This is a genomic window from candidate division KSB1 bacterium (assembly GCA_034521575.1).
Classification (GTDB): domain Bacteria; phylum Zhuqueibacterota; class Zhuqueibacteria; order Residuimicrobiales; family Krinioviventaceae; genus JAXHMJ01.
In genome coordinates this window covers 1275759-1296857 of record JAXHMJ010000005.1, presented here as the reverse complement: position 1 = coordinate 1296857, position 21099 = coordinate 1275759, and the positions used below count along the sequence as shown (strand labels likewise).

Here is a 21099-nt window from a genome sequence, read left to right as displayed (position 1 = left end):
CACGCATGCTCAAGATACCTGTCATTAAATCCGATTTCACACGCAATGTGGTCAAACTGTTTTCCGGCACTGCGTTTGCCCATGTTGCGACCTTTATTGCCACGCCCATCCTGACCCGGTTGTTCACCAAGGAGAATCTCGGGGACTGGCAGATTTTCATCTCTACCATCACCACCTTTGGTGTGATTGCTTCTCTGAAATATGAAATGGCGATTGTTCTTCCAAAAGAGGATCGGGAAGGAAACGACCTCGCGCTGTTGTCACTGTTGGCTCTGCTGTTGTTTTCTGTCTTGTTTTCAATGGTGCTGCTTTTTCTGGGCCCTGACCTGTTGCACTGGATGAACGCGGATTCCCTGCAGCCGTTTTTGCATTATATTGCACTGGGGGTGTTTCTGTTCGGACTCTGGCAGGCGGTGCAGTATATACTGGTGCGGCGGAAAAGGTTCGGCGTGCTGGCCCTGAACAAGGTGGTTCAGGTGGCTTCTACACAGGTGCTGGCTGTACTGTTCGGTGTGTTCTGGACTTCAAGTCAGGCATTGCTCATTGCACAGGTTCTGGGGTACCTTTTGGCTTCCGTGATCATCCTGCGTATGCATCTGGTGGTCTACAAAACCCGGCTTGCTGATCTGTGGCGGTTGGCCAAACAGTACAGGAAATTCCCGACTATTAATACGTCGATGGTTTTTCTCAACACCCTCAGTCTGCAGCTGCCCGTGTTTATGCTCAGCCGCTTTTTTGGTCCCGAGATTGTGGCGCTGTATTCCATGGCAGACCGGATTGTCAATATACCGCTGTTTATGGTGGGACGGTCGGTTCAGCAGGTTTATTTCGCCAGCGCCTCGGAAGCCATGCACAACAGCAAGGAAGCCCTGATCGGGGTCTATAAAAGCACGGTGCAAAAACTGGCATTATTTGCAGTCATTCCGCTGTTGTTCATTCTGCTGCTGGGTCCGCAGTTTGCTTCTCTTTATTTCGGCTCAGATTTTGCAGAAGCTGGTGTTTATATGCAGATTATCACCTTTTGGATGTTTTTCCGGTTTATCAATTCACCCATCAGCTCTACATTCAGCATTATCAATCGGCAGGAAGTCGGGTTTTATCTCATTGCGGCGTCTCTGATTCTGCGGCTGCTGGCTATGTTTATCTTTAATCAGACACCGCGGTCCATGCTGCTGGCGCTGTCCATTACGGCTGGATTATTTTACCTGTTTTATAATATTTCAATTTATTATTTTATCAAACATGCGGAAGATTATGATCAGTAAAATTGCTTATTTTTTGGCGGGCTGTTTGGCCGGACCAGCATTCCGTGACTCCCAGTTTCCGGCTGGTAAACTGCTCAAACAGGCTGTACTGCAGAAAATCCGGCGTAAAAACGCTCATGTGCCCTGGCCGGTACATCCGTCGTCCGTGGTCAAATCGCCGGAGCGCATTCAGCGCGGCAGCCGGTGTCCCGGACTGTCGCCGTTTTGTTATCTGGATGGACGAAACGGCATCATGATTGGCGAGAATACCTGGATCGGTCCGCGCGTCAGTGTGATCAGCATGAACCATAATTTATGCGATTACCGAGAGTATATTAAAGCTGAACCCATCCGTATCGGTCGGAACTGCTGGCTGGGAGCGGGCGCGATTGTTACCGCCGGTGTCACTTTGGGTGATCATACCATCGTCGGAGCCGGCGCCGTGGTCACACACAGCTTTCCCCAGGGCGATATTCTGATTGCCGGCGTACCGGCCCGAATTGTACGGCAACTGGATCACTATAGCGGGGAGATGAATGATGCCGAATCATCGTGATGGCTGGCTGTGGCTTGTATTTTTTCTGCTGTCCATATTGATTCTCTCAGGATTTTATGCGGTGTTCCAGGCGTTTGGCTGGTCGCCGGAGCCGGATCGCATTTTTACGGAAATTTTGTTTCAGGGACGGGATGCTGTAGACCTGTGGAATCCGGATGCCTTTATGGGGCTTCCGGTTTACAGCGACACCAACGGCATCGCTTCATTGAGCATTCCTGATGCCTTGCTTTATTCTCTGCTCACGCCGCTGTCCGGTTTTGTCAATATCTATCTCCTCTATATTCTCTTGAATTTTTTACTGTTTGCCGCCGGGATTTACATGCTGGGCCGGCGTGTTAATCTGCATCCCCTGGCCGTGCTCATAACTGCCTTGCTTGCTTACAACCTGCCCGGATTTTTATTAATGAGCGGAATTGAATACGGGCGTCATCTGTTGGCCGTATCGCTATTGCCTTTGTTTCTTGTTTGTCTGTACCGATTGTTCAGCCATCTGCGTCCGTGGTCCTTTGCCGTCTGTACTCTGGCGCTGGCGGTTCTGCTGCAGCGCGGCAGTGTGCCTGTCATCATTGTGACCCTGTGGTCCGCCTTGTTTCTGACTGTTGCTATGGGATTATTTAAAAAACTGCCGCTGGTGCGATTGCTGGGAAAACTTGTCCTTGTTCCGGCCTTGTTTCTGAGTGCGTTGCTGCTGTCCGCTTATACCTGGCTGCCGGTGCTTGAATATGTGGGCGCCGCCGTACCGTTGCATGAGAAACTGACTGTGCTTCCGCTACAGATCGTCAGTGTACTGCTGCCTTCTTTGACGCAAAGTACGCATCCACATTTTTCATTGCCCCTGCTTTACACCGGAGGGCTGCTTTATTTTTTCGGCCTGATGCTCCCCAAATATAAAAAAGCAGGATTCGCCGTGGCTGCGGGGCTGCTGCTTTGTGTGGGGCTGCTGTTTACAGATCATTCGATGATCGCCATTGTCGCTTTGCCTCTGGTGTTTCTCGCCGGCAGTGTGTTGGGACTGGATGCGGTTTTGGCTCCGCGAGATAAAAATCAGTCGGTTTTTAAATCCTATGCCGTTATCTGGGGGATGCTGTTTGTCCTCTTGTTTTCGGCGCTGCTTGTTTTCCGGTCGCAGCTTTATGATGCATTTATTCAATTTTTTGGATTGTTGCAGCTAAACCAGAAAACAGTATTGTATTATCAGATACTGGAAGAGTGGGCGCTGCATCTGTTTCTGTTTGCGGTCATTGCGATTCTGGTCAGCAATGCAAGACGAATGAATCTGTATCTATGGAGCGGACTGGTGCTGTTTTTGCTTGTTGCGGATTTTACCTGGGTGAATTTTGAGAGTTTAAATGCCCTGCATTCGAATCAGGCGGAACCCGCCGCTGTCTCTAAAAGGGAGGATACGAATAAACGTGTTTTTAACTCTCACGCGTCTGCAGCGTCTGCAAGACTGAACATCACCGGCGGGGGCGGCAACTGTCTGCAACATTATTATGAAATCCTCAGGGAAACCGGTTATCATCTGCCGGACCGTCCCTGGATACGCAATCCTTTTTTGGCCAAATATTACCGCACTGTTTTTCGTCAGGGAGATGTGCTGGAACAGCCGGTCCCGGCGCAGCAGGTTATGCCGGCACGGCTTGTTCTGGATTATGCCTGTATGGATATGTTTAACGTGGGAACGATCATTTCAGCGTTGCGCATTCAGGATGCGCGTTATAAATTGCTGAATAAAAAGAGTCCATTTGTCTACCGCAATACAACGGCGCTGCCGTTTGCCTTTTTCAGCGATACCGTGATGGTGGTGTCTGATAGTAAGGCTGCGTTGGATAGCATGAAAAGCGCGAATTTTAATCCAGCAGTAACCGCGCTGTTATTCGAACCGCCGCCGTTGGCTGTGCATCCGCCGGACAGTATCCATATCACCTGGCATCGGCGGGATGCTTGTCGTTATCAGATGGACGTTTTTGTGGACCAGCCGTCCTGTCTGGTAATCAGTGAGAATTATTATCCGCGGGGTTGGCGCGCTTTTATTGATGGTCAGCGGGTGAAAAGCTATAGAACCAATGTTTGTCTGAAATCCGTGTTTATGCAGCCCGGCGAACACCGAATTGAGTTTCTCTATCAACCCCTGTCGTTCGTCACCGGACTCTGGATCAGTGGCGCGGCATTGCTGGCACTGCTGGTCGGGGCCGCTGCGCCCGGGGTGTCCCGGATACGTAAAAAATTAATGGCTGAAAAATAACTGTGATTGTTGTATAAAGGGCGCGAGAAAAGCGGGACCGGGGATTGTGCTTGAAGGATGAGGCTGCCCGATGAAAATCGGTTGTTTTCGACATTAGAATTAATTATGTTATAAAACACGGATAACTTTTGGTATCCATATTAACGACTTTTCATATTGAAACATGCATGAGGTGCATGAATGAGCATTAAAAAGATCAGTGTGAAAAATTTCAAGAGCTTTAAGAATCTGGAACTCGAGCTCGGAAATATGAATTTGATCATTGGCGCCAATGCGGCGGGGAAATCGAATTTTGTGCAGATTTTTAAGTTTTTACATGATATTGCAAAAGATGGTTTGGAGAATGCGATATCAGCACAAGGTGGGGCAGAGTATTTACGCAATATTACGTCCGCAGAATCAAATGAGTTTGTGCTTAGAATTGAAAGTGATGAAGATTCAAGTTCATTGTTTAATGCTTCCGGTGATTATTTCACCGAGGTCTTTATTAATAAAACTATTTATGAATTATCAATATCTTTTAATAAAAACAGTGATTTTGTTATTAAAAATGAATTATTGAACCACACAGTTGAATATGAACAAGTATACTTGGAAAATAATAGTGTAAAACCACTTAAATCTCTTGGCTCTGGAAATATAAAAATTCTTCGTACCTATAATGACATATCAATAGATATAAATAAACCAGATGAAGTAAATATCAAAAAAAATGATATTTTACTTTCATATTTAAATAGAAATGCATTGGATTCGCATGAGCTACTTATCCAAAATTCTTACCTTTCTCTATCTTTTATTAAAAATGTTTTTCAAAGAATCTCCATTTATGATTTTGATCCCAAACTCCCCAAAAAGGCCACTCCCATAACAGGCAAGGCAGAGCTGGAAGAAGACGGCAGCAACCTGTCCATCATTCTTAAACACCTTACAGAAAACAATGCAAAGCGGCGTAAATTGTACAATCTGGTCAATGATCTGTTGCCGTTTATTTCGGATCTAAGTGTGGAGAAATCTGCCGACAAATTGATTTTCAAACTGCAGGAAACGTACTCGGACCAATCCATTCCCGTCTCGCTGGTTTCGGACGGGACAATCAATATCACAGCCTTGATTGTGGCGTTATATTTTGAAAACAAACCCCTGGCCATTATCGAAGAACCGGAACGCAATATTCATCCGCATCTCATCGCCAAAGTTGCGGAGATGATGAAGGATGCCTCGAAGCAAAAACAAATTATTGCCACAACCCACAATACCGAAATGGTACGCCATGCTGATCTGGACTCGTTGTTGCTGGTTTCCCGGGATGCAGACGGGTTTTCTCAAATCACGCGTCCCGCAGATCAACAGCAGGTCAAAACATTTTTAAAGAATGAAATCGGAGTTGAAGAGCTTTATATTCAAAATTTGCTTGGGGGATAAACATGTCCAAAACACTGATGTATTTGTTTGTCGAAGGTCCGGATGATGAGAGATTTGTTGCGAGAATAGTAAAACCACTTTTAAATAAAAACTATGATGTACAGATTTTGCATTATGCATCCAAAAACAAAAAATGGATCGAGAATTTTATAAAATCAAGTCGATGGATGACGAGTATTATTTTATCTGTGATATAAATTCTACTCCCTGCGTAACTGCAAAGAAGCAAAAATTGGCTCAAAAATACAGGAATCTTGATCAGGGCAGGATACAAGTTGTGATCAAAGAAATCGAGAGTTGGTATTTGGCCGGATTAGCCGAGAAAAAACAAAGACAACTCAAAATAAAACCGTTCAAAGACACAAATGATCTGACAAAAGAACAATTTAATCAGCAAATACCAAATAGCTTTGATTCCAGAATTGATTTTATGGTAGAGTTGCTCAAAAACTATTCTATTGAAATAGCCCAAATAAGAAATAAATCTTTTTCCTATTTTATCAACAGAGAATTTTAATACTATAAACCCGATTGAAATGATTTCATCTGTCAAAAAGTCACGATAAAACAATGCAACAAAATTTCATCAAACGTGTCATCCGCGCCAGCGCCGGAACCGGTAAAACCTATCGATTGTCTCTTGAATACCTGTCCCTGTTGTGTCAGTACCGGCATCTGGGCTGTCAATACAAAGAAATACTGGTGATCACTTTTACCCGCAAAGCCACGGCAGAGATCCGGGATCGTATTTTTACGCATCTGAATGAACTGGTGAATCCCAAAGGTGAAAGTGAAGAGCTGCGTCGGAACCTCGAAAGTGTTCTCGGTCGATCTCTGAGCCGCGATGATCTGCATTTTCTGCGCCGGAGCTATCATGATATGCTGAGCAACAAGCACCAGGTGAAGATCATGACCATTGATTCGTTCACCAATACGGTGTTCAAATCAATTATCGCACCGTTTCTGCATATTTACGATCACGAGATCGATAATGTCATGGACGATGCGGTCAAAGACAACCTGTTTCATATGCTGCTGAACGACAGCGAGCTCTGGGAAGTGTTTCGGTCGTTCCTGGAACGCGGAGAACGCAAGACCATCCAGGCTTATGAGCAATTTCTCAACACCACCATCAAGCAGCGCTGGCTGTATCACATGATCGACGAATCCGGGGCTCGCGATTTTGAACACACGCCGCCGAAAGCAGACGCCCTGTATCAAGCTGTTCGTCAACAGCTAAAAACCCTGCTCATCGAGTTCCAGCAGCACGTGCTGAAATTTCATGCGGATGCGCGGATCAATGCCTTGTTAAAAAAAAATGCAAAAGACTTTTTCAATATTGAACCCGATACCCCCCTCGAACATCTATCTGACGAGTGTTTGCAGGCGGTGGAGGATCGTGATCATCTCGAGCAGAAAGGCCATCTGCTGTTTGATCCGTTCTGGAACGGTGGCAAAGTGTTTAGAGCAAACAAATACGCAGAAGCCAAAGATCATTTTTTATCAGCGCATCAGGAATTTGTTGCATCTCTTGCAGAGTATCTGCTTTGGATGCTGGCGGTTCCGGAAGAACGGGAAATCCGCGAATTGATCCGGAAAATCCTCCGGGAATATGACGAGCTTACCCTGAGAAATCGGGTGTTTTCCCACTCGGATATTTCATTCTATACGTATCGATTTCTCTACGATCCTGAACTGTCCATGGTTACCGATGATACGGTGACCAATGATTTTTACGAGCACCTGACCGCCAAATACCGGTTTATGCTGATCGACGAGTTTCAGGATACCAGTCTGATCCAGTTTCGGATTTTAATGCCCATCATCCGCGAAGTGATCAGCGGCGCCGGCATCAAGGAATACGGAGGCGTCATCGTGGTGGGAGACGAAAAGCAGGCCATTTACGGCTGGCGCGGCGGTGAGCGCGATCTGCTGTTGAGCATGCCGCGTCTGTTCAGTGGACAGCGATCAACAGCAGCTGAGGACTTCATTTCGCAGCGATGAACGCATCATCGACTTTATCAATCAGGTCTATTCCGATGAGATGCTGCATGCCGCTCTGACGGATTTCGATATTGACTGGCCGTATGAATGCGTGCAACCGCATCGCAAAAATGGTCAGGGATATATCGAATTGTGGCTGCGCAATTTGTCCGCCGTCGGCGATAATGAGCATGAGATCAATGATTATACGGCGACTAGGGAATTTGTTGAAACTATGATTTACCGCCGTATACAAACCGGCGAAATCGATCCTTCTCGATCGGCTGTGCTTGTGCGCCAGAATAAACAACTGGAACATATCGCCCGGATTCTGGATGAGCTGCAGGTTCCCTATGTACACAAGTCGTCGAATCCGATTTTCGAGCATCGGGCGATCAAGCCGCTGATGAAATTCTTGAAACTGCTGGTGTTTCAGGATGTCTTTGATTTATGCGAGTTTCTGCGCTCCGATTATGTGTTGTTGGATACGATGGACCTGAAAACGCTTTTGGACCGCGGACTGCAGGCCGGGGACAGGCTGTTTTTAAACGAATTGATGCAGCGGTGTGAGGATATACCGGCGGTCCGTAAAGCATTGCAATTGTTTTCCAAGCTAAGCCGGCAGACGGACCCATTGTATGTCGTCAAATGCATACTGGAACATTACAATGTGACGCAGCTGTTCCCGCTGCAAAGTGATCTCAAGAATATCAACCGCTTTGTCGAGATTACCACTGAGTTTATGAACAGCAGTCGACAGGTTCCCATCACCCTGCAGGGATTTACAACCTGGTGTGAGGACAAGAAAGACAGAGAGTCTCTGCAACAGGTCGCGACCGCGGAAATGAACGCAATCGAGCTGATGACGGTTCACAAATCCAAAGGCCTGGAATTCGATTCGGTGTTTCTGTATTGGGAGCTGTCGCCGCGCACGCCATCGGGCAGTCTTGATATTCATACATTGTATGACCTTGATCCGGAAACACTGCGCACGCGTAATTTTTTTATCACCCACAATTACAAGGGAATTGTGGAAACGACATCCCGTTTTGCGCCTTTGGAGGATGAGAAAATTCGTCGTGAAGCGATAGAAGAATTGAATGTATTGTACGTGGCCATGACGCGCGCCAGAGAGAATTTGTTCCTGGGATTGACTTTTAAGAATAAAGACGGCTTTAGCAAACCCAGGCCCAAATCAAATGAAAAGCCCAAACCGAAACCATCATGGGACACGGCTGCGGCTGTCGTGCGCTATTTTAAAGATGCCGGCGCTTTACAACGGGATGAATCGGATACAAAGATTGTCGGGCAATCCGGACAGATACTGCCGCCTGAACTGCCGGTGGAAACCGAAGCGGAATCGGTCCAGGATACTATTCTGGATAATGTTCTGGATATGAACCATGCAGACTATCGCGTCCCGGATCAGGAATTGCGGCAGCGCATCCGGCATGTCGATCTGAAAACCGCGTTTGTAGACCACCGCAGCGCGGAAAAAGGCAATATTATTCATTATTATTTATCATTCATCCGTCAGGACACGGATTCGCAGCGCCGGTATGCGCGCGAAAAAACCAGCGAGTATTACGGCAGTCTGGTCCCTCTAAAAGAGTTGAATGATCAGCTAAATCGGACCGAACGGTTCGTCGGCGCGCATCCCCGACTGTTTCAGGATTTTGACAGCCGCGTGTTTACCGAATGTACTCTGTACGCGCCGGACGGCGCCGAACTGCGTATTGACCGTCTGATGGTCAATACAGAGAAAAAAATCATCCGGATCATTGATTTTAAAACCGGCGCGGTGAGTGAAGTAGACCAGCTGGACCGCTACAAAGCGGCTGTGGCGGCCCTGCCTCAGGTGAAGCAGAACAACTATCGCATCGAAACCGAATATGTCATGATCGAATGATCACTCTAGTAAATGCGTGACCATACCGCTGAACAGTTTGGGTTCGAACCAGGTAGATTTGGGCGGCATGACCTTGCCCGCATCCGCCACCTGCATAATTTCCTGCATGCTGGTCGGATACAGACTAAACGCCACTTGATGCTCTCCGCTGTCAACCCGCCGCTCAAGTTCCCGAGTTCCCGAAATGCCGCCGACAAAATCGATACGTGGATTTGTGCGCGGATCATCGATGCCGAGAATCGGCGTGAGCACATGTTGCTGCAGCAACGCCACATCCAGACTTTGTACAGGGTCCTCGGGGTTGATTTGTTCGGATTTGACCGTCAAAAGATGCCAGCTGCCCTTGATATATACACCGAATTGATGTTTTTGCCCCGGGCCGTCAAATGTTACGCTGATCGGTTCGACATCAAATATTTTTGATAGCCGCTGCATAAATTCGTCTGCGTTCATGCCGTTTAAATCTTTGACCACCCGATTATAAGCCATAATATAAAGTTCGGTTTCCGGAAAGATGACCGCCAGAAAATAATTATAGGGCTGATCGCCGCTGCCGCAGTCCGGCTGCGTGTCGCAATACGCCGCCGCGGCTTCCGAACGGTGATGACCGTCTGCGATATAAAGCGCCGGGAGCGGGTCAAATGCGTTCTGCGCCTGGCGAACAAACGGCTCTTCGATTTTATAAAATTGATGCCGGACCTGGTTATAACTGGTGAAATCGTATACTTTATCACATTTGTCCAAAAGCTTGTGTTTCAAGGATGCCAGTTGATCCGTCTGGCGATAGGATAAAAATACGGGGCCGGTTTGCGCCTTGCAGGCGCTAATCAGCTGAACCCGGTCCTGAACCTTGGACGGCCGGGTATGTTCGTGTTTTTTGATGACCTGATCTTTGTATTCCTGCACCGATACGCAACCGACAAAACCGGTCTGTTCATGCTCTCCCATGGTCTGGCGGTATAGATAGAGACAGGGAGAGTCTTCTTTCAGTAAAATATAGTGCTGCCGGAATTGTTCGAGCGCCTTGCGGCCCTGCTGGTAGATTTGTTCCGGATCATCTGTTTCCAGATCGATTTCCGGTTTGATGATGTGAAGAAATGAATGCGGATTGTTTTGGGCCAGGGTCTGAGCCTGCTGCCGGTCGAGAACATCATACGGAGGGGATGCAACCTGTTCAACCAGCGCCGGATTGGGTCGTAATCCCTTGAAAGGTTTTATTATAGCCATATGGTCTCCATCTACAGTTGAAAAGGGGTGAAACTAGCCGTTTTTAGTTTACAAAGAATAAGCAACAAAATCAAGCTTTATGAGAGTTTTTTGAACCAAAAGCGGCAAAACGCCGCTGTTTTCGGACAATGTGCCAATCCGGTTTAAATGATAATACGCATCGTGGTGCCGCGGTTTGGATGCGAGTCCCGAATCAGCAGTTCACCGTGGTGGTATTCTTCAATAATGCGCTTGGCCAGATTAAGTCCCAGACCCCAGCCGCGTTTTTTAGTGCTGTAACCGGGTTTAAAAATGTCATATTTGAATTTGGCGTGAATGCCGCTGCCGTTGTCTTTGATATCAAGATAAACGCGTTCATCATCCAGGACACCGCAGGAAATGCCGATATGCCCCTGCTTGCGCTGAACCGCATCAATGGCGTTTTTGATCAAATTTTCCACCGCCCATTCAAACAGGTCGCGATTGATCGGCACCGGCGGCAGTTCTTTGCAATCGTATTCGATCGAGATCGATTTTCCCGATTGTGGCAATCGCCGGTCAAAGTAGCGCTAAATATCTTCCAAAAGCGGATTCAGACTCTGGATTTTTAACGCAGGCTGTGAGCCGATTTGTGAAAAACGTGAGGCGATTTTTTCCAACCGTGTGACGTCCTGGCGCATGTCATCGACTGTGGCGATCACGGCTGTATCTTTTGGCGCCTGCGAGCGCAAGAGTTCCAGCCATCCCAGTAACGAAGAAATCGGGTTCCCAGCTGATGCGCTGTTTCTTTGGCCATGCCCACCCAGATAAACCGCTGCTCGCTCTGCTTGATGCTCTGAAACCCGACAAAGGCCAGCAACACCAGCAATCCCATCGATGCCAGCGTGATATAAGGCAAATGCGACAGCCGGGTGATGTGTTTGGAATCTCCGTAATACAGATAATTGATCACCCGGCCGTTGTACTTTATCGGGACGGGATCATTTTCCTGTCCCATCTTTTTCATCATCCGTCTGACTTTATCGAGGGTCTCTGTGGAATGGTCAGTTTCCTCTATGGCCAGGCCTTTCCATGAGGACGGTTCCTTTTCAGCTGTGGTGAGGATGAGCGGAAAGTTGGTGCGTTGCGTGATGTTTTCAAAGACCCAGCCCAGGGCTTCCGAGTTCATAGGATTCGAGGCGACGCGCTGAATGGTGTTGGCGTAAAACTCGACAATATCGCGTGATTCACTGCGCAGTTCAGAGACCAACTGCTGGGTGTACAAAACAATGCCGATGATACAGGCGATAATCAGTACGTAAAAGACGCCGCGAAGCCGCGCGGATTTCATATATACTTTTTGTCGGAGTGAGTGTAACATGGCAATCCTCGTCAATCACTGGTAAATGTGGTATAGGGAAACGGCTTTCCGTTATAGACCTGCAGGGACAATGTAAACTCTTTCGGCTGTGTGGGACTGATATATACCTGTCGATTTTGCGTCAAAATCAGCAATCCGTTGGCAAATCTGTTGTTAAATCCTTTTATAGATCTCGAGTTCCATCCGGTAATTCGCGGAATAAAACGTTTTTTGTGAATGCGTTGAATGTCGGCAAGCGGGATGCGTGTGAAAAAAATACCGCAGCGGATGTACAGCTTTTTATTTTTAAATTTATAAACAGTGCTAAAGGCGGCGTGAAGAAAAATTCCGAATATCGCAAAGACCAGAATGAGAAACGGGAACAGATACAGCCGCACGCTTGAATTGATCATAAACGAAACCGCCAGAAACGGAATGCACAAAATGATCAGAACGGTGAGCAGCATTAAAATATACAACGTCGAAGGCCTGGGATGGTCGAGATATTCGGTTTGTTTTGTCTTTTTATTCATAGATTTCTTTCATGTTCTGTTCTTTAGTAAATTGCCGGGAGCCAAAGATGTCTTTACGGGCAATATCTTCAAATTGAGAAATTTTGGATTTTTGCTCCGGAAGGCAATAGCCGTTGTAATAAACGTCATTCAATTTCTGAATCAGTTCAGCTTTCAGTCGCGCGGCATTCTCCTGGCCGGGATAGTCTTTCGAATTTTGTTTGAACACAAAATAAAAAAACGACTGCACGTGTTCGGCTCTATCCGGATAGTCCAGCAGCAGATAATACAACTCGTACAGCCACAGCTGCTCACGATGGGCATTTTGTTCCGACCCTGTTTTGTAATCAATAATCGTGGTGCGCTCATTCTCGATACGCAGATCAGCCCTGGCGTTTATAAAGATATCGAAATTCAATCGATGCTCGTTCGCCCAAATCCACTGTTTTTGTGTGTCACCCACGGTGGGAACATCCTGTTCCGGATAAATGTGCAGCGGCTGACCGCTGAAACCGCGTTTATCCAGTTCGCGAAAGAATGCCGTGATCCCGTTCTCGATAAAGCGGCTGACAATGCGCTCCAGGTACAACGAGGTGTAATTGTGCGGCGATTTGTAGTAGTAACGGCTGTCTTTCAGTTCTTTTTTAATATACCGCCGGATCAAATCCGTGTCAATGTGACTGAAATCAAAAGTCAGAGGTTCTCCCGCCATGCCGCGGTCCAAAAGACTGAACCAGATGCGGTTGAGTACGTTGTGCACCATATTGCCCAAAATCCGATGCGATATTTCGTTTTCAACACGACGCTTGCGATCCTGGAGTCGGCCGATGCGTTTGAGGTAGAACGTAAAAGGATTGTCCAGCAGATCAATGAGCGCATAAGTGCTCAGTTGCAGGGTGCGCGTATCCTGCTGCGGATCATGCGGAATGCTGAAAAAGGAGCGCATTCGGGTCACATCAGAATCGACAGCAAATGTCATATCGGTTTTCAGCAGAGCATGATAGGCCGGGATCATGTTTCGGAACGGTTCCGCCTGGACAAGGGTTACCGGCGCATAGAGCCTGATTTGTTCGAGGAATGAACTGGGCTCGATGTTGTTTTCACTGTCTTTGCGGGTCAAGAGAACCAGTTCGGGAGTGGTGAGAACAAGACGCATAAAATAATATTTTTCCCGCTGCTGAATATCCTCGAATGTCTTTAATCCGATGATCTGACGCTGCTGCTCGGTAAACAGAAACGGTGTGCTGGGGGCGTGCGGCAGCTCTCCTTCAACCAGATTGAACACCGCCAGGGCGGAATACTGCAGGTTACGGGTGTCCAGCAAACTGGTAAAGTCCGTGCGTTTGCTGTCCACATCCATTTGTCGGCGCACCCGTTTGGGGGCCAGATAATCGAGAAAGAGCCGCAACATTCCCGTCGGAACCACAGGCAGGCGCGTGTCAGTGGATCGGAACAGAGTTTGCCAGTCATCAATCAGCTTGATGCGTTCGATGGATGCAAAATCAGCCAGGGTTCTGTAGAATAATTCGCGTTCCTCCGGGTTATCCGTCAATCGGCTGATCTCGAGTCCATCCGGCGTGTCAATGAGATCGATGAAATTCTGAATGGACTGCACACTGAAAAACCGTTTCAACAGTGAGAACAGATTTGTCAATACGGTGAGGTCAGTATTTTGAAACATACGTTCCTGCAGACAGTCGCCGTCTACATCCAGATAATGATAATCCTTGTCGATGGCCTCATAGCACATCTCCAGAACAGCTTGCTGCGTGGGCGGGGGAGCAAAATACGCATAGAATGCAGAGTCCTGCAGCGCCTGCAAGATCAGCTGCAGCGGCAGCAGGATTTTTTTTCGTTGCGGTTCGAACATCAGACCATCCAGTAAGGTATGCAGCGTATGCAAAAAGGGATACACCGGGGTTTCCTGAACCGATTGATACTGACCCACCCGGTAGTGACGCGGTGAGCAGTAGCGGGAAAAGGTCTGGGACAAGCGCGATTGATCGATAACGTGCCGTATTCCGGTTTGCCGGACCTCGCGCACCAGGGTGAGAAACATGCTGAACGCATCCCGGCATTCGTAAATGCGGATCGTTTGTGTCTGCCCCTGGAGGTCGCGCAGACTGAATGGCTTGACGCTCAGGGTCTCTTTGTCCAGCAAGTTTTCCGGAAGCTGATAAATCAGAGTGACCGCATAGTTGTGTCCAAGCAGCTGCTCGATCATGCTGCGTTCGAGTCGGGTGTAATAATACTGATTCACAAACGTGATCTGGCGGATATCCCGTATAGGTTCAGGGTCCAGTTGAGCCGGATGGTATTGAAAAATAGTATCCGAATATCCTTTCAACGTGATGAACGCTTGATATCGCTGCAGCAATTCCTCGAGTTTGTTCAGCATTTGGAGTTGCCACTCGCTGAGCATCAGTCCCGACGCTTCAAGCTGTTCGAGGATTTGCGGCATGTTGGTCAACTCTTCGTTCAGTTCTTCCCAGAGCGAAAAAAACTTGAGAGCGGTGTCAATGGACTGGAAATAGTTGGATATTTTAAAAAAATCCTTATCTTTATCTGTCAGGCATGAATAAAATGCCAGCGTGCGTTTTTCCTCTTTGAGAATCGGCCGGTCGCTGTGGAACAACTCATTTTTCAGCTCTTCCATGCTCAGAAACCGGACCCGCTCGAAATTCCATTCGGTCTGGTAGCGCCGCAAGCCCGCCATTTTACTGCTTTCAGACGGGAAAACAAGCAAGGACTGATCTGCTGACCGGGTCTGGACTGCGGAGTCGATGACCGATGCTGTGAATGGTATAAAGTTGTAATTGATGTTCTGCACAAGGTCTCCAGCTTTTTTATTAAATTATCAAATGAACCTCTGAAAAGCAAATTATTTGTCAAAATGAATAAAAAACAAAAGATAAGCGGGAACATTGAATGGAAAATGACGTCAAAGTGTTGAACCCTATTTTAACCGGAAAGGATTGTATATGAAATCTGCTGCTACTGTCTGGCTATTGAGTCTGGTCGTCTTGTTTACAGCTCACGCAAAGGAGAATCCATTGTTACAGGAATTTGATACCCCGTTTCAGGTACCGCCGTTCAATCGCATTCAGGTTGAACATTTTGTTCCTGCTTTTGAACAGGCGATAAAAGATCATAATCAGGAAATTGAAGCGATTGTTGAAAACACCCAGCCGCCCACCTTTGAAAATACCATTGCCGCTCTGGATTACAGCGGTGAAAAACTGAATCAGATCGAATTGGTATTTTATAATCTGCGTTCCGCGGATTCAAATCCGCAGATACAAGAAATCGCCAAAGAAATCTCTCCCAAGCTGTCCGCTCATTACGACAGTATTTTGTTGAACGCGGATTTGTTCAAACGTGTGAAAACCGTTTACAACAAAAAAGATAAATTTGATCTGAACCGCGAACAGGAAACGGTTCTGGAAAAGATCTATAAAGATTTTGTCCGCGGCGGGGCGGATCTGTCAGAAACGGACAAGGATACCCTGCGCGATATCAACCAGCAGATGTCTCTGGCCACCATCCAGTTCGGTGACAATGTGCTGGCCGAGACGAATGATTTCCAGCTGATACTGGAGGAAAGCGACCTGGACGGTTTGCCCGAATGGCTGCGCAGCAGCGCGGCTGAAGCTGCAAAAGACGCGGGACACTCTGGCAAATACGTGTTCACCCTGCACAAACCCAGCTGGATTCCGTTTTTACAATACTCGGAGCGGCGTGACCTGCGCGAAAAACTTTACAAAGCCGTAATGATGCGCGGAGATAACGGCAATGAAAATGATAACAAAGGCATTATCCGCAATATTGTCAATTTGCGCGTGCAGAAAGCGCATCTGTTGGGCTATGACTCGCACGCCCATTATGTCCTGGACCGCAATATGGCCGGTCAGCCCGAGCGTGTGTACAGTCTGCTCAACAAACTCTGGGGCGCGGCCCTGCCAGTGGCCAAACAGGAAGCTGCGGACATGCAGGCGATGATCGATGAACAGGGCGATGATTTTAAGCTGGCGTCCTGGGACTGGTGGTATTACGCGGAAAAAGTCCGGCAGCAGAAATACGCCCTGAGCGAAGAAGAATTGAAACCCTATTTCAAACTCACCGCCATGCGCGACGGCGCGTTTGATCTGGCCAACCGGTTGTTCGGCCTTGAAATTCGGCCTCTGACCAGCCTGCCGGTGTATCACGATGATGTGGAGACCTTTGAGGTGCTTGACCGGGACGGCACGCGGCTCGGGATCCTGTACATGGATTTTTACACCCGCGCCAGCAAACGCGGCGGCGCCTGGTGCACCTCGTTTCGCGAACAGATGAAAGTGGACGGCGAGCGCATTCTGCCGGTGGTGTCCATTGTCACCAATTTCCCCAAGCCGTCCGGAGATACGCCGTCTTTGCTGAGCTATGACAATGTCGAAACCCTGTTCCATGAATTCGGGCACGGACTGCACAACCTGCTGTCCCAATGCACTTATCCGCGCGTATCCGGCACCTCGGTGCCGCGTGACTTTGTTGAATTGCCGTCCCAGATCATGGAAAACTGGCCGGCTGAACCGTCCGTGATCAGGAAGTACGCCTGGCATTACAAAACCGGCGAACCCATGCCGGATGAACTGATCGCCAAACTGGACAAGAGCAAGCATTTTAATCAGGGGTTTGCCACAGTCGAGTACCTGGCAGCCTCATTCCTGGATATGGATTATCATACTCTGGAAAAACAGCAGGAGCTGGATGTAAACGGGTTTGAGGATCAGTCCATGAAAAGCCTGGGACTGATCGACGAGATCATCCCGCGTTACCGCAGCACCTATTTTATGCATATTTTCTCCGGCGGATATTCCTCCGGGTATTACAGCTATATTTGGGCCGAGGTGCTGGACGCGGATGCGTATCAGGCATTCAAGGAAAACGGTTTGTTTGACCCGGAAACCGCTGAAAGCTTTCGTAAATATATCCTGGAAACAGGCGGCTCGGATGATGCCATGGTGCTGTACAAACGCTTTCGCGGCCATGAACCGACGATTAAACCGCTGCTGGAGCGGCGCGGACTCGAATAGTCCGGATCACCAAAGAAATTTGACACAATAGGTATATGACAAACAACCATCGCCCGGGAGCTTCCGGGCGATGCTGTTTAGGGGTATTCTTGAGAACAATGGCGCCGTTACGAAAGATCAATATTTTTATTCTCAGGATTTCTGCATTGACTTTTAATCCTGTCCGGGCATCATCTCTACACCCTCTCGGGCCAAAAAAATCATTTTGGCACGTCATTGCTCACGAAACTTTGTTTTGTGTCGGAATCACGCTGCTGCTTGGCAATCAGGCTTTCCGTCTGCTCAATGGCCTGATCAACCGTGGAAATGACTTTGGATTTTTCGGGTTTGGGGAACCAGGGAATAGTGACCGTTTCCAAATTGCCGACTGTGAGCATCGGTATCGCCTGCTGAGCACCAAGAACCGAAAAGTCGAGTTGTTGAAGGGCGTAATAAACGAACTTTGGCACAAAGCTTTCTGAATCTGGTTTGAGCGTAATCGTAGTTTGAGTTGCACCAAATGCTGCTTCTTTCGGAAGTCTCGGGTAGCCAATTGTACCTCTCGCCCCAATAACGATTGTCCCGGGTTGGTTTAGGCGCTTGAAATGTGTTGAATATGCCCAAGGACGGTTGCTTTTATCTGCTGAATAGATCGGTAATCCCTCACCTGTGCAGTCCTTCTCAATGATCGTTTCACCCATGCGAAGTTCACCGACTCTCGGGAGAATAATATTTTCAAAGGCTTTCATCGGAGATACCCCAATCCTTTCAGAAACCCGTTCAATTCCTCAATTGTCTTTTCCCGCTGCTGTTCAAGCTTTCGGCTGCTAATCGCGTATTTATTCCAGAGGTTTTCAACTCCCTGAATCAGTGCCCGTTTTTCCGTGTTCAGATACCGCTCCAGTTCCCGGCCGCCAATGTCGTAAAGCTTTTTCAAAATTAAAAGTTTGGCTTCTTCATCGGTCAATTGGCCGCCAATCTCCGCCAGCAGGGCATCTGTTCTGTCAATGCGTGCCTGAAGAGCTTCCTTGTCTTTTTGCAATGCGTTGATTTTCCTCTTATCCGCTTTATTGTTGGCATCCAGATCAGCAATCTGTTGTTCCACCTTCCGAATCAGCTTCCGTAAACCCTTCAGCGCCCAGACGTTTTAATTCAAGTTTCAGTATCAGTTCGGTAGTTTTCTCTTTCAGTGCGGCTTTGGCGTCTTTGATTTTTTTCTCGATCGATTTGATGGCTGCGTCCTGTTTTATCAGCTCATCAAGCTCTTTTTTCGCGGATGCGCCGGCCGTATCCTTCAAATCATCAATGAGCGCCTTCAACGCCTTTTTGATAACCGTGGCGCTGACCTTCTCGTCTTCATCCGGCTCATAGGCGGCTTTTTCTTGTGCAGTTTCAACAATCTCTGAGGTATCTACCAACCGGCTGTATTTGGGAATTCCAGCTTTTGGGTGAAAACGGTGTCGATCTTCTCAATGTCTTCCGGCCGCAGTTTGTTTTGATTCTTACCCTCGGCAAATTCACGGTCTGCGTTAATGAACAACACGGTGTTTCGCAATTGATCCGGTTTGTTTTTGTTGCAGACCAGCACACAGGCGGGAATGCCGGTTCCGTAAAACAGCCCCTGCGGCAGACTGATAATCGCCTCGATGACATCATCATTGATAAATATTTCCCGAATCAGCTTTTCCTTACCGCCACGAAACAACACGCCATGCGGCATAATAGTGGCCATGTGCCCATTGCTTTTGAGGCTGGCCAGCATGTGCTGGACAAACATGAGATCGGCTTTCTTACCCGTCTCAGGCGCCCACTCCCGAAAGCGATGTGTAAATTTCATGCCGGCTCGACTGTAATTCTGTGAAAAAGGGGGATTAGCAAGCACACGGTCAAATTTACGAATCTGGCCATTCTCCAGTATTTGCGGATCCTCCAGCGTATCACCGTTTTCAATGGTGAAACGACTGATATTATGAAGAATCATATTCATATTACAAATCGGGAACCGTATTCCCATCCTCATCTACCCAGGTCTCATGCCACCGGGCACGTTTCGGCACATAAAAAGTCTCACCATAGGATGTTTTATCCTCAAGCAGTTCCTCTAACAATTCAGGCTGATCCTTCAAATGCGCAAAAGTATCATGGCGCAACTGCTTCCGCTTCCGATCAAACTCATCAGACAAACGTTTAATAAACAACATACCAAAAATGAATTCCTTAAACTCCAAAGCATCCATTTTCCCACGCAAAATATCAGCCGCCTTTAACAGAAAAGACTCAAGCTGGGAGAGAGTAATTTTTTTTTGTTTCAATCCTGACACCCTTTGTTTTTATTTATATAACCGCCATCACCGGCGGGAATGGAGCGCAGCGGAATTGCCAGTACGGTGCAGCACCTCGTTGAACCAAGCCCGCCCAGAAAACGGGCGGGCACTTTTGTCTAAAAATTGCAGCCATCGTGAACCACAAACACATTATTTAAAAGGAGGTTCACGATGACTGACTGGCGTACACGTATGACTGAAGACATGCAACTCAAAGGTACCTGCCCCGTGAGATAGACTAGCGTCATAGATTTTATTCAGAATCAGTTGAACGCTTTAGATATTCAATTTTTGAAAATATTATATCTCACAGGGTAAATCGGAACGAACAATTGAAATGTACATTCGTTCTATTGCTCAACTTTCAACACATTACCAAAAACCACCTGATCAAATCACCGAAGAGGAACTGCGCCAATACTTCCTCTACAACAAAACACATCGAAATCCAAAATGGATATTCCCGGCACCTGGCCGTGGTGGAAACGCTATGCCAACCACTGATAAACCTATTCCTTTGACAAGTATACAAATTGCTTTCAAAGAAGCCAAGGATGCTGCTAAAATTGCAAAAAAAGAAATGGGTTTGTCATATCAAACCAGTTGGAAACGGACAATCAGCTCTTAAGGGGGGTGGGATTATATCTTTTAATTTCCTTTTTCTTTTCAAAATAATCTATCCCACCCCTAAATACTTGGCACCATACATCATGCGTGTAGCCATTTCTGACAAAAACATAATAAACTTACAACATGGCAAGGTAACATTCCGCTATAAAGATGCTCAAACAGATACCGTGAAAACCCGGTCACTGGATGCCAATGAATTCATATATCTGTTCTTACAGCATATTCTTCCAAAAAGCTTTGTAAAAGTGCGCTATTTCGGAATATTGGCCACCAAAAAACGAGGTGAATTGGCATATGTCAAAGAACTGATCGGTGAACGTTTACAAACAAATATTGATGATTTAATCACAGACGATAAAATCATGAAATGCCCTGACTGCGGACATGCACTGATTTTTGTCGCGGAAATCCCGAAAAGAAGAGGACCTCCAAACATTGGGCTTACAATCTCAAAACTTTAAAAAATCATTTTCAATGACATGGGTGACGTATGTCTTTTATATTAGAAAACAGTAGTTTTGCCTTGTTTACAGCTTGTTTTGAACCTTGCTCAGGATTTGATACGATTCATTTTTCTAAGGGATTTTTTCCGAGATATATTTTCTGAACAGTTTTTAACTGTTGTGTAGAGTGCGTTCCCCAAAATGTAAATTCCATTAACTTACAACTCCACTA

The 21099-nt window shown here is 47.1% G+C and carries 17 protein-coding genes and 1 pseudogene; 10 read left to right on the top strand and 8 right to left on the bottom strand.

Translation table 11 applies throughout. The features are described from left to right. Positions 1–5 precede the first annotated feature (5 nt). From U5R06_18875 to U5R06_18845, 7 genes are all read left to right on the top strand, one after another. Positions 6–1265: an oligosaccharide flippase family protein gene (locus tag U5R06_18875; protein MDZ7724806.1), complete on the top strand. Its 1260-nt coding sequence runs from the start codon at positions 6–8 to the stop codon at positions 1263–1265. Next, positions 1255–1800, top strand: a complete 546-nt coding sequence (locus U5R06_18870) for an acyltransferase (protein ID MDZ7724805.1) — start codon at positions 1255–1257, stop codon at positions 1798–1800. The genes U5R06_18875 and U5R06_18870 overlap by 11 nt, the downstream gene beginning before the upstream one ends. After that, a complete protein-coding gene (locus U5R06_18865; GenBank protein MDZ7724804.1) occupies positions 1781–4045 on the top strand; it encodes a YfhO family protein in 2265 nt (754 codons plus the stop codon). Before U5R06_18870 ends, U5R06_18865 begins: the two co-directional genes overlap by 20 nt. Before the next feature lie 180 nt (positions 4046–4225). Then, entirely contained in the window at positions 4226–5470 is a 1245-nt protein-coding gene (locus U5R06_18860; GenBank protein MDZ7724803.1) for an AAA family ATPase, read from the top strand. Positions 5471–5747: 277 nt separating this feature from the next. Further along, complete coding sequence (locus U5R06_18855) at positions 5748–5987, top strand: hypothetical protein (GenBank protein ID MDZ7724802.1); 240 nt, start codon at positions 5748–5750, stop codon at positions 5985–5987. A 53-nt stretch (positions 5988–6040) separates the two neighbouring features. Then, a complete protein-coding gene (locus tag U5R06_18850) occupies positions 6041–7474 on the top strand; it encodes a UvrD-helicase domain-containing protein (GenBank protein ID MDZ7724801.1) in 1434 nt (477 codons plus the stop codon). Further along, the gene (locus U5R06_18845; GenBank protein ID MDZ7724800.1) at positions 7428–9362 is read left to right on the top strand and encodes a 3'-5' exonuclease; all 1935 of its coding nucleotides are present in this window, start codon (positions 7428–7430) and stop codon (positions 9360–9362) included. Before U5R06_18850 ends, U5R06_18845 begins: the two co-directional genes overlap by 47 nt. Here the strand turns inward: U5R06_18845 and U5R06_18840 are convergent, their stop codons facing one another. The 6 genes from U5R06_18840 to U5R06_18815 all read right to left on the bottom strand — a co-directional run bounded on the left by U5R06_18840 (position 9363) and on the right by U5R06_18815 (position 15249). After that, positions 9363–10589, bottom strand: coding sequence for a DUF1015 family protein (locus tag U5R06_18840; GenBank protein ID MDZ7724799.1), 1227 nt, complete (start codon positions 10587–10589; stop codon positions 9363–9365). A gap of 143 nt (positions 10590–10732) precedes the next feature. Further along, entirely contained in the window at positions 10733–11119 is a 387-nt protein-coding gene (locus U5R06_18835; GenBank protein MDZ7724798.1) for a HAMP domain-containing sensor histidine kinase, read from the bottom strand. Between the two features lie 18 nt (positions 11120–11137). Further along, positions 11138–11269 carry a hypothetical protein gene (locus U5R06_18830; GenBank protein ID MDZ7724797.1) on the bottom strand — a complete coding sequence of 44 codons (132 nt, stop codon included), beginning with the start codon at positions 11267–11269 and terminating at the stop codon, positions 11138–11140. Beyond that, positions 11266–11928, bottom strand: a complete 663-nt coding sequence (locus U5R06_18825) for a hypothetical protein (GenBank protein ID MDZ7724796.1) — start codon at positions 11926–11928, stop codon at positions 11266–11268. The genes U5R06_18830 and U5R06_18825 overlap by 4 nt, the downstream gene beginning before the upstream one ends. Positions 11929–11939: 11 nt before the next feature. Further along, positions 11940–12440: a PH domain-containing protein gene (locus tag U5R06_18820; GenBank protein ID MDZ7724795.1), complete on the bottom strand. Its 501-nt coding sequence runs from the start codon at positions 12438–12440 to the stop codon at positions 11940–11942. Beyond that, the gene (locus tag U5R06_18815) at positions 12433–15249 is read right to left on the bottom strand and encodes a PD-(D/E)XK nuclease family protein (protein MDZ7724794.1); all 2817 of its coding nucleotides are present in this window, start codon (positions 15247–15249) and stop codon (positions 12433–12435) included. The genes U5R06_18820 and U5R06_18815 overlap by 8 nt, the downstream gene beginning before the upstream one ends. A gap of 151 nt (positions 15250–15400) precedes the next feature. Here U5R06_18815 and U5R06_18810 point away from each other — a divergent pair, with 151 nt between their 5' ends. Next, a complete protein-coding gene (locus tag U5R06_18810) occupies positions 15401–17491 on the top strand; it encodes a M3 family metallopeptidase (GenBank protein ID MDZ7724793.1) in 2091 nt (696 codons plus the stop codon). 200 nt (positions 17492–17691) lie between these two features. On the opposite strand, the gene U5R06_18805 is transcribed toward U5R06_18810, so the two are convergent. Both U5R06_18805 and U5R06_18800 read right to left on the bottom strand, forming a co-directional pair. Further along, the gene (locus U5R06_18805) at positions 17692–18219 is read right to left on the bottom strand and encodes a restriction endonuclease subunit S (GenBank protein ID MDZ7724792.1); all 528 of its coding nucleotides are present in this window, start codon (positions 18217–18219) and stop codon (positions 17692–17694) included. Further along, positions 18216–19782 (bottom strand): annotated as a pseudogene (locus U5R06_18800) (N-6 DNA methylase). The gene U5R06_18805 and the pseudogene U5R06_18800 overlap by 4 nt, the downstream one beginning before the upstream one ends. 316 nt (positions 19783–20098) lie before the next feature. On the opposite strand from U5R06_18800, the gene U5R06_18795 reads away from it, so the two are divergent. Both U5R06_18795 and U5R06_18790 read left to right on the top strand, forming a co-directional pair. Continuing rightward, the gene (locus U5R06_18795) at positions 20099–20422 is read left to right on the top strand and encodes a phage integrase N-terminal SAM-like domain-containing protein (protein ID MDZ7724791.1); all 324 of its coding nucleotides are present in this window, start codon (positions 20099–20101) and stop codon (positions 20420–20422) included. Beyond that, positions 20361–20885 carry a transposase gene (locus U5R06_18790; protein MDZ7724790.1) on the top strand — a complete coding sequence of 175 codons (525 nt, stop codon included), beginning with the start codon at positions 20361–20363 and terminating at the stop codon, positions 20883–20885. The genes U5R06_18795 and U5R06_18790 overlap by 62 nt, the downstream gene beginning before the upstream one ends. The last annotated feature ends 214 nt before the right edge of the window (positions 20886–21099 follow it).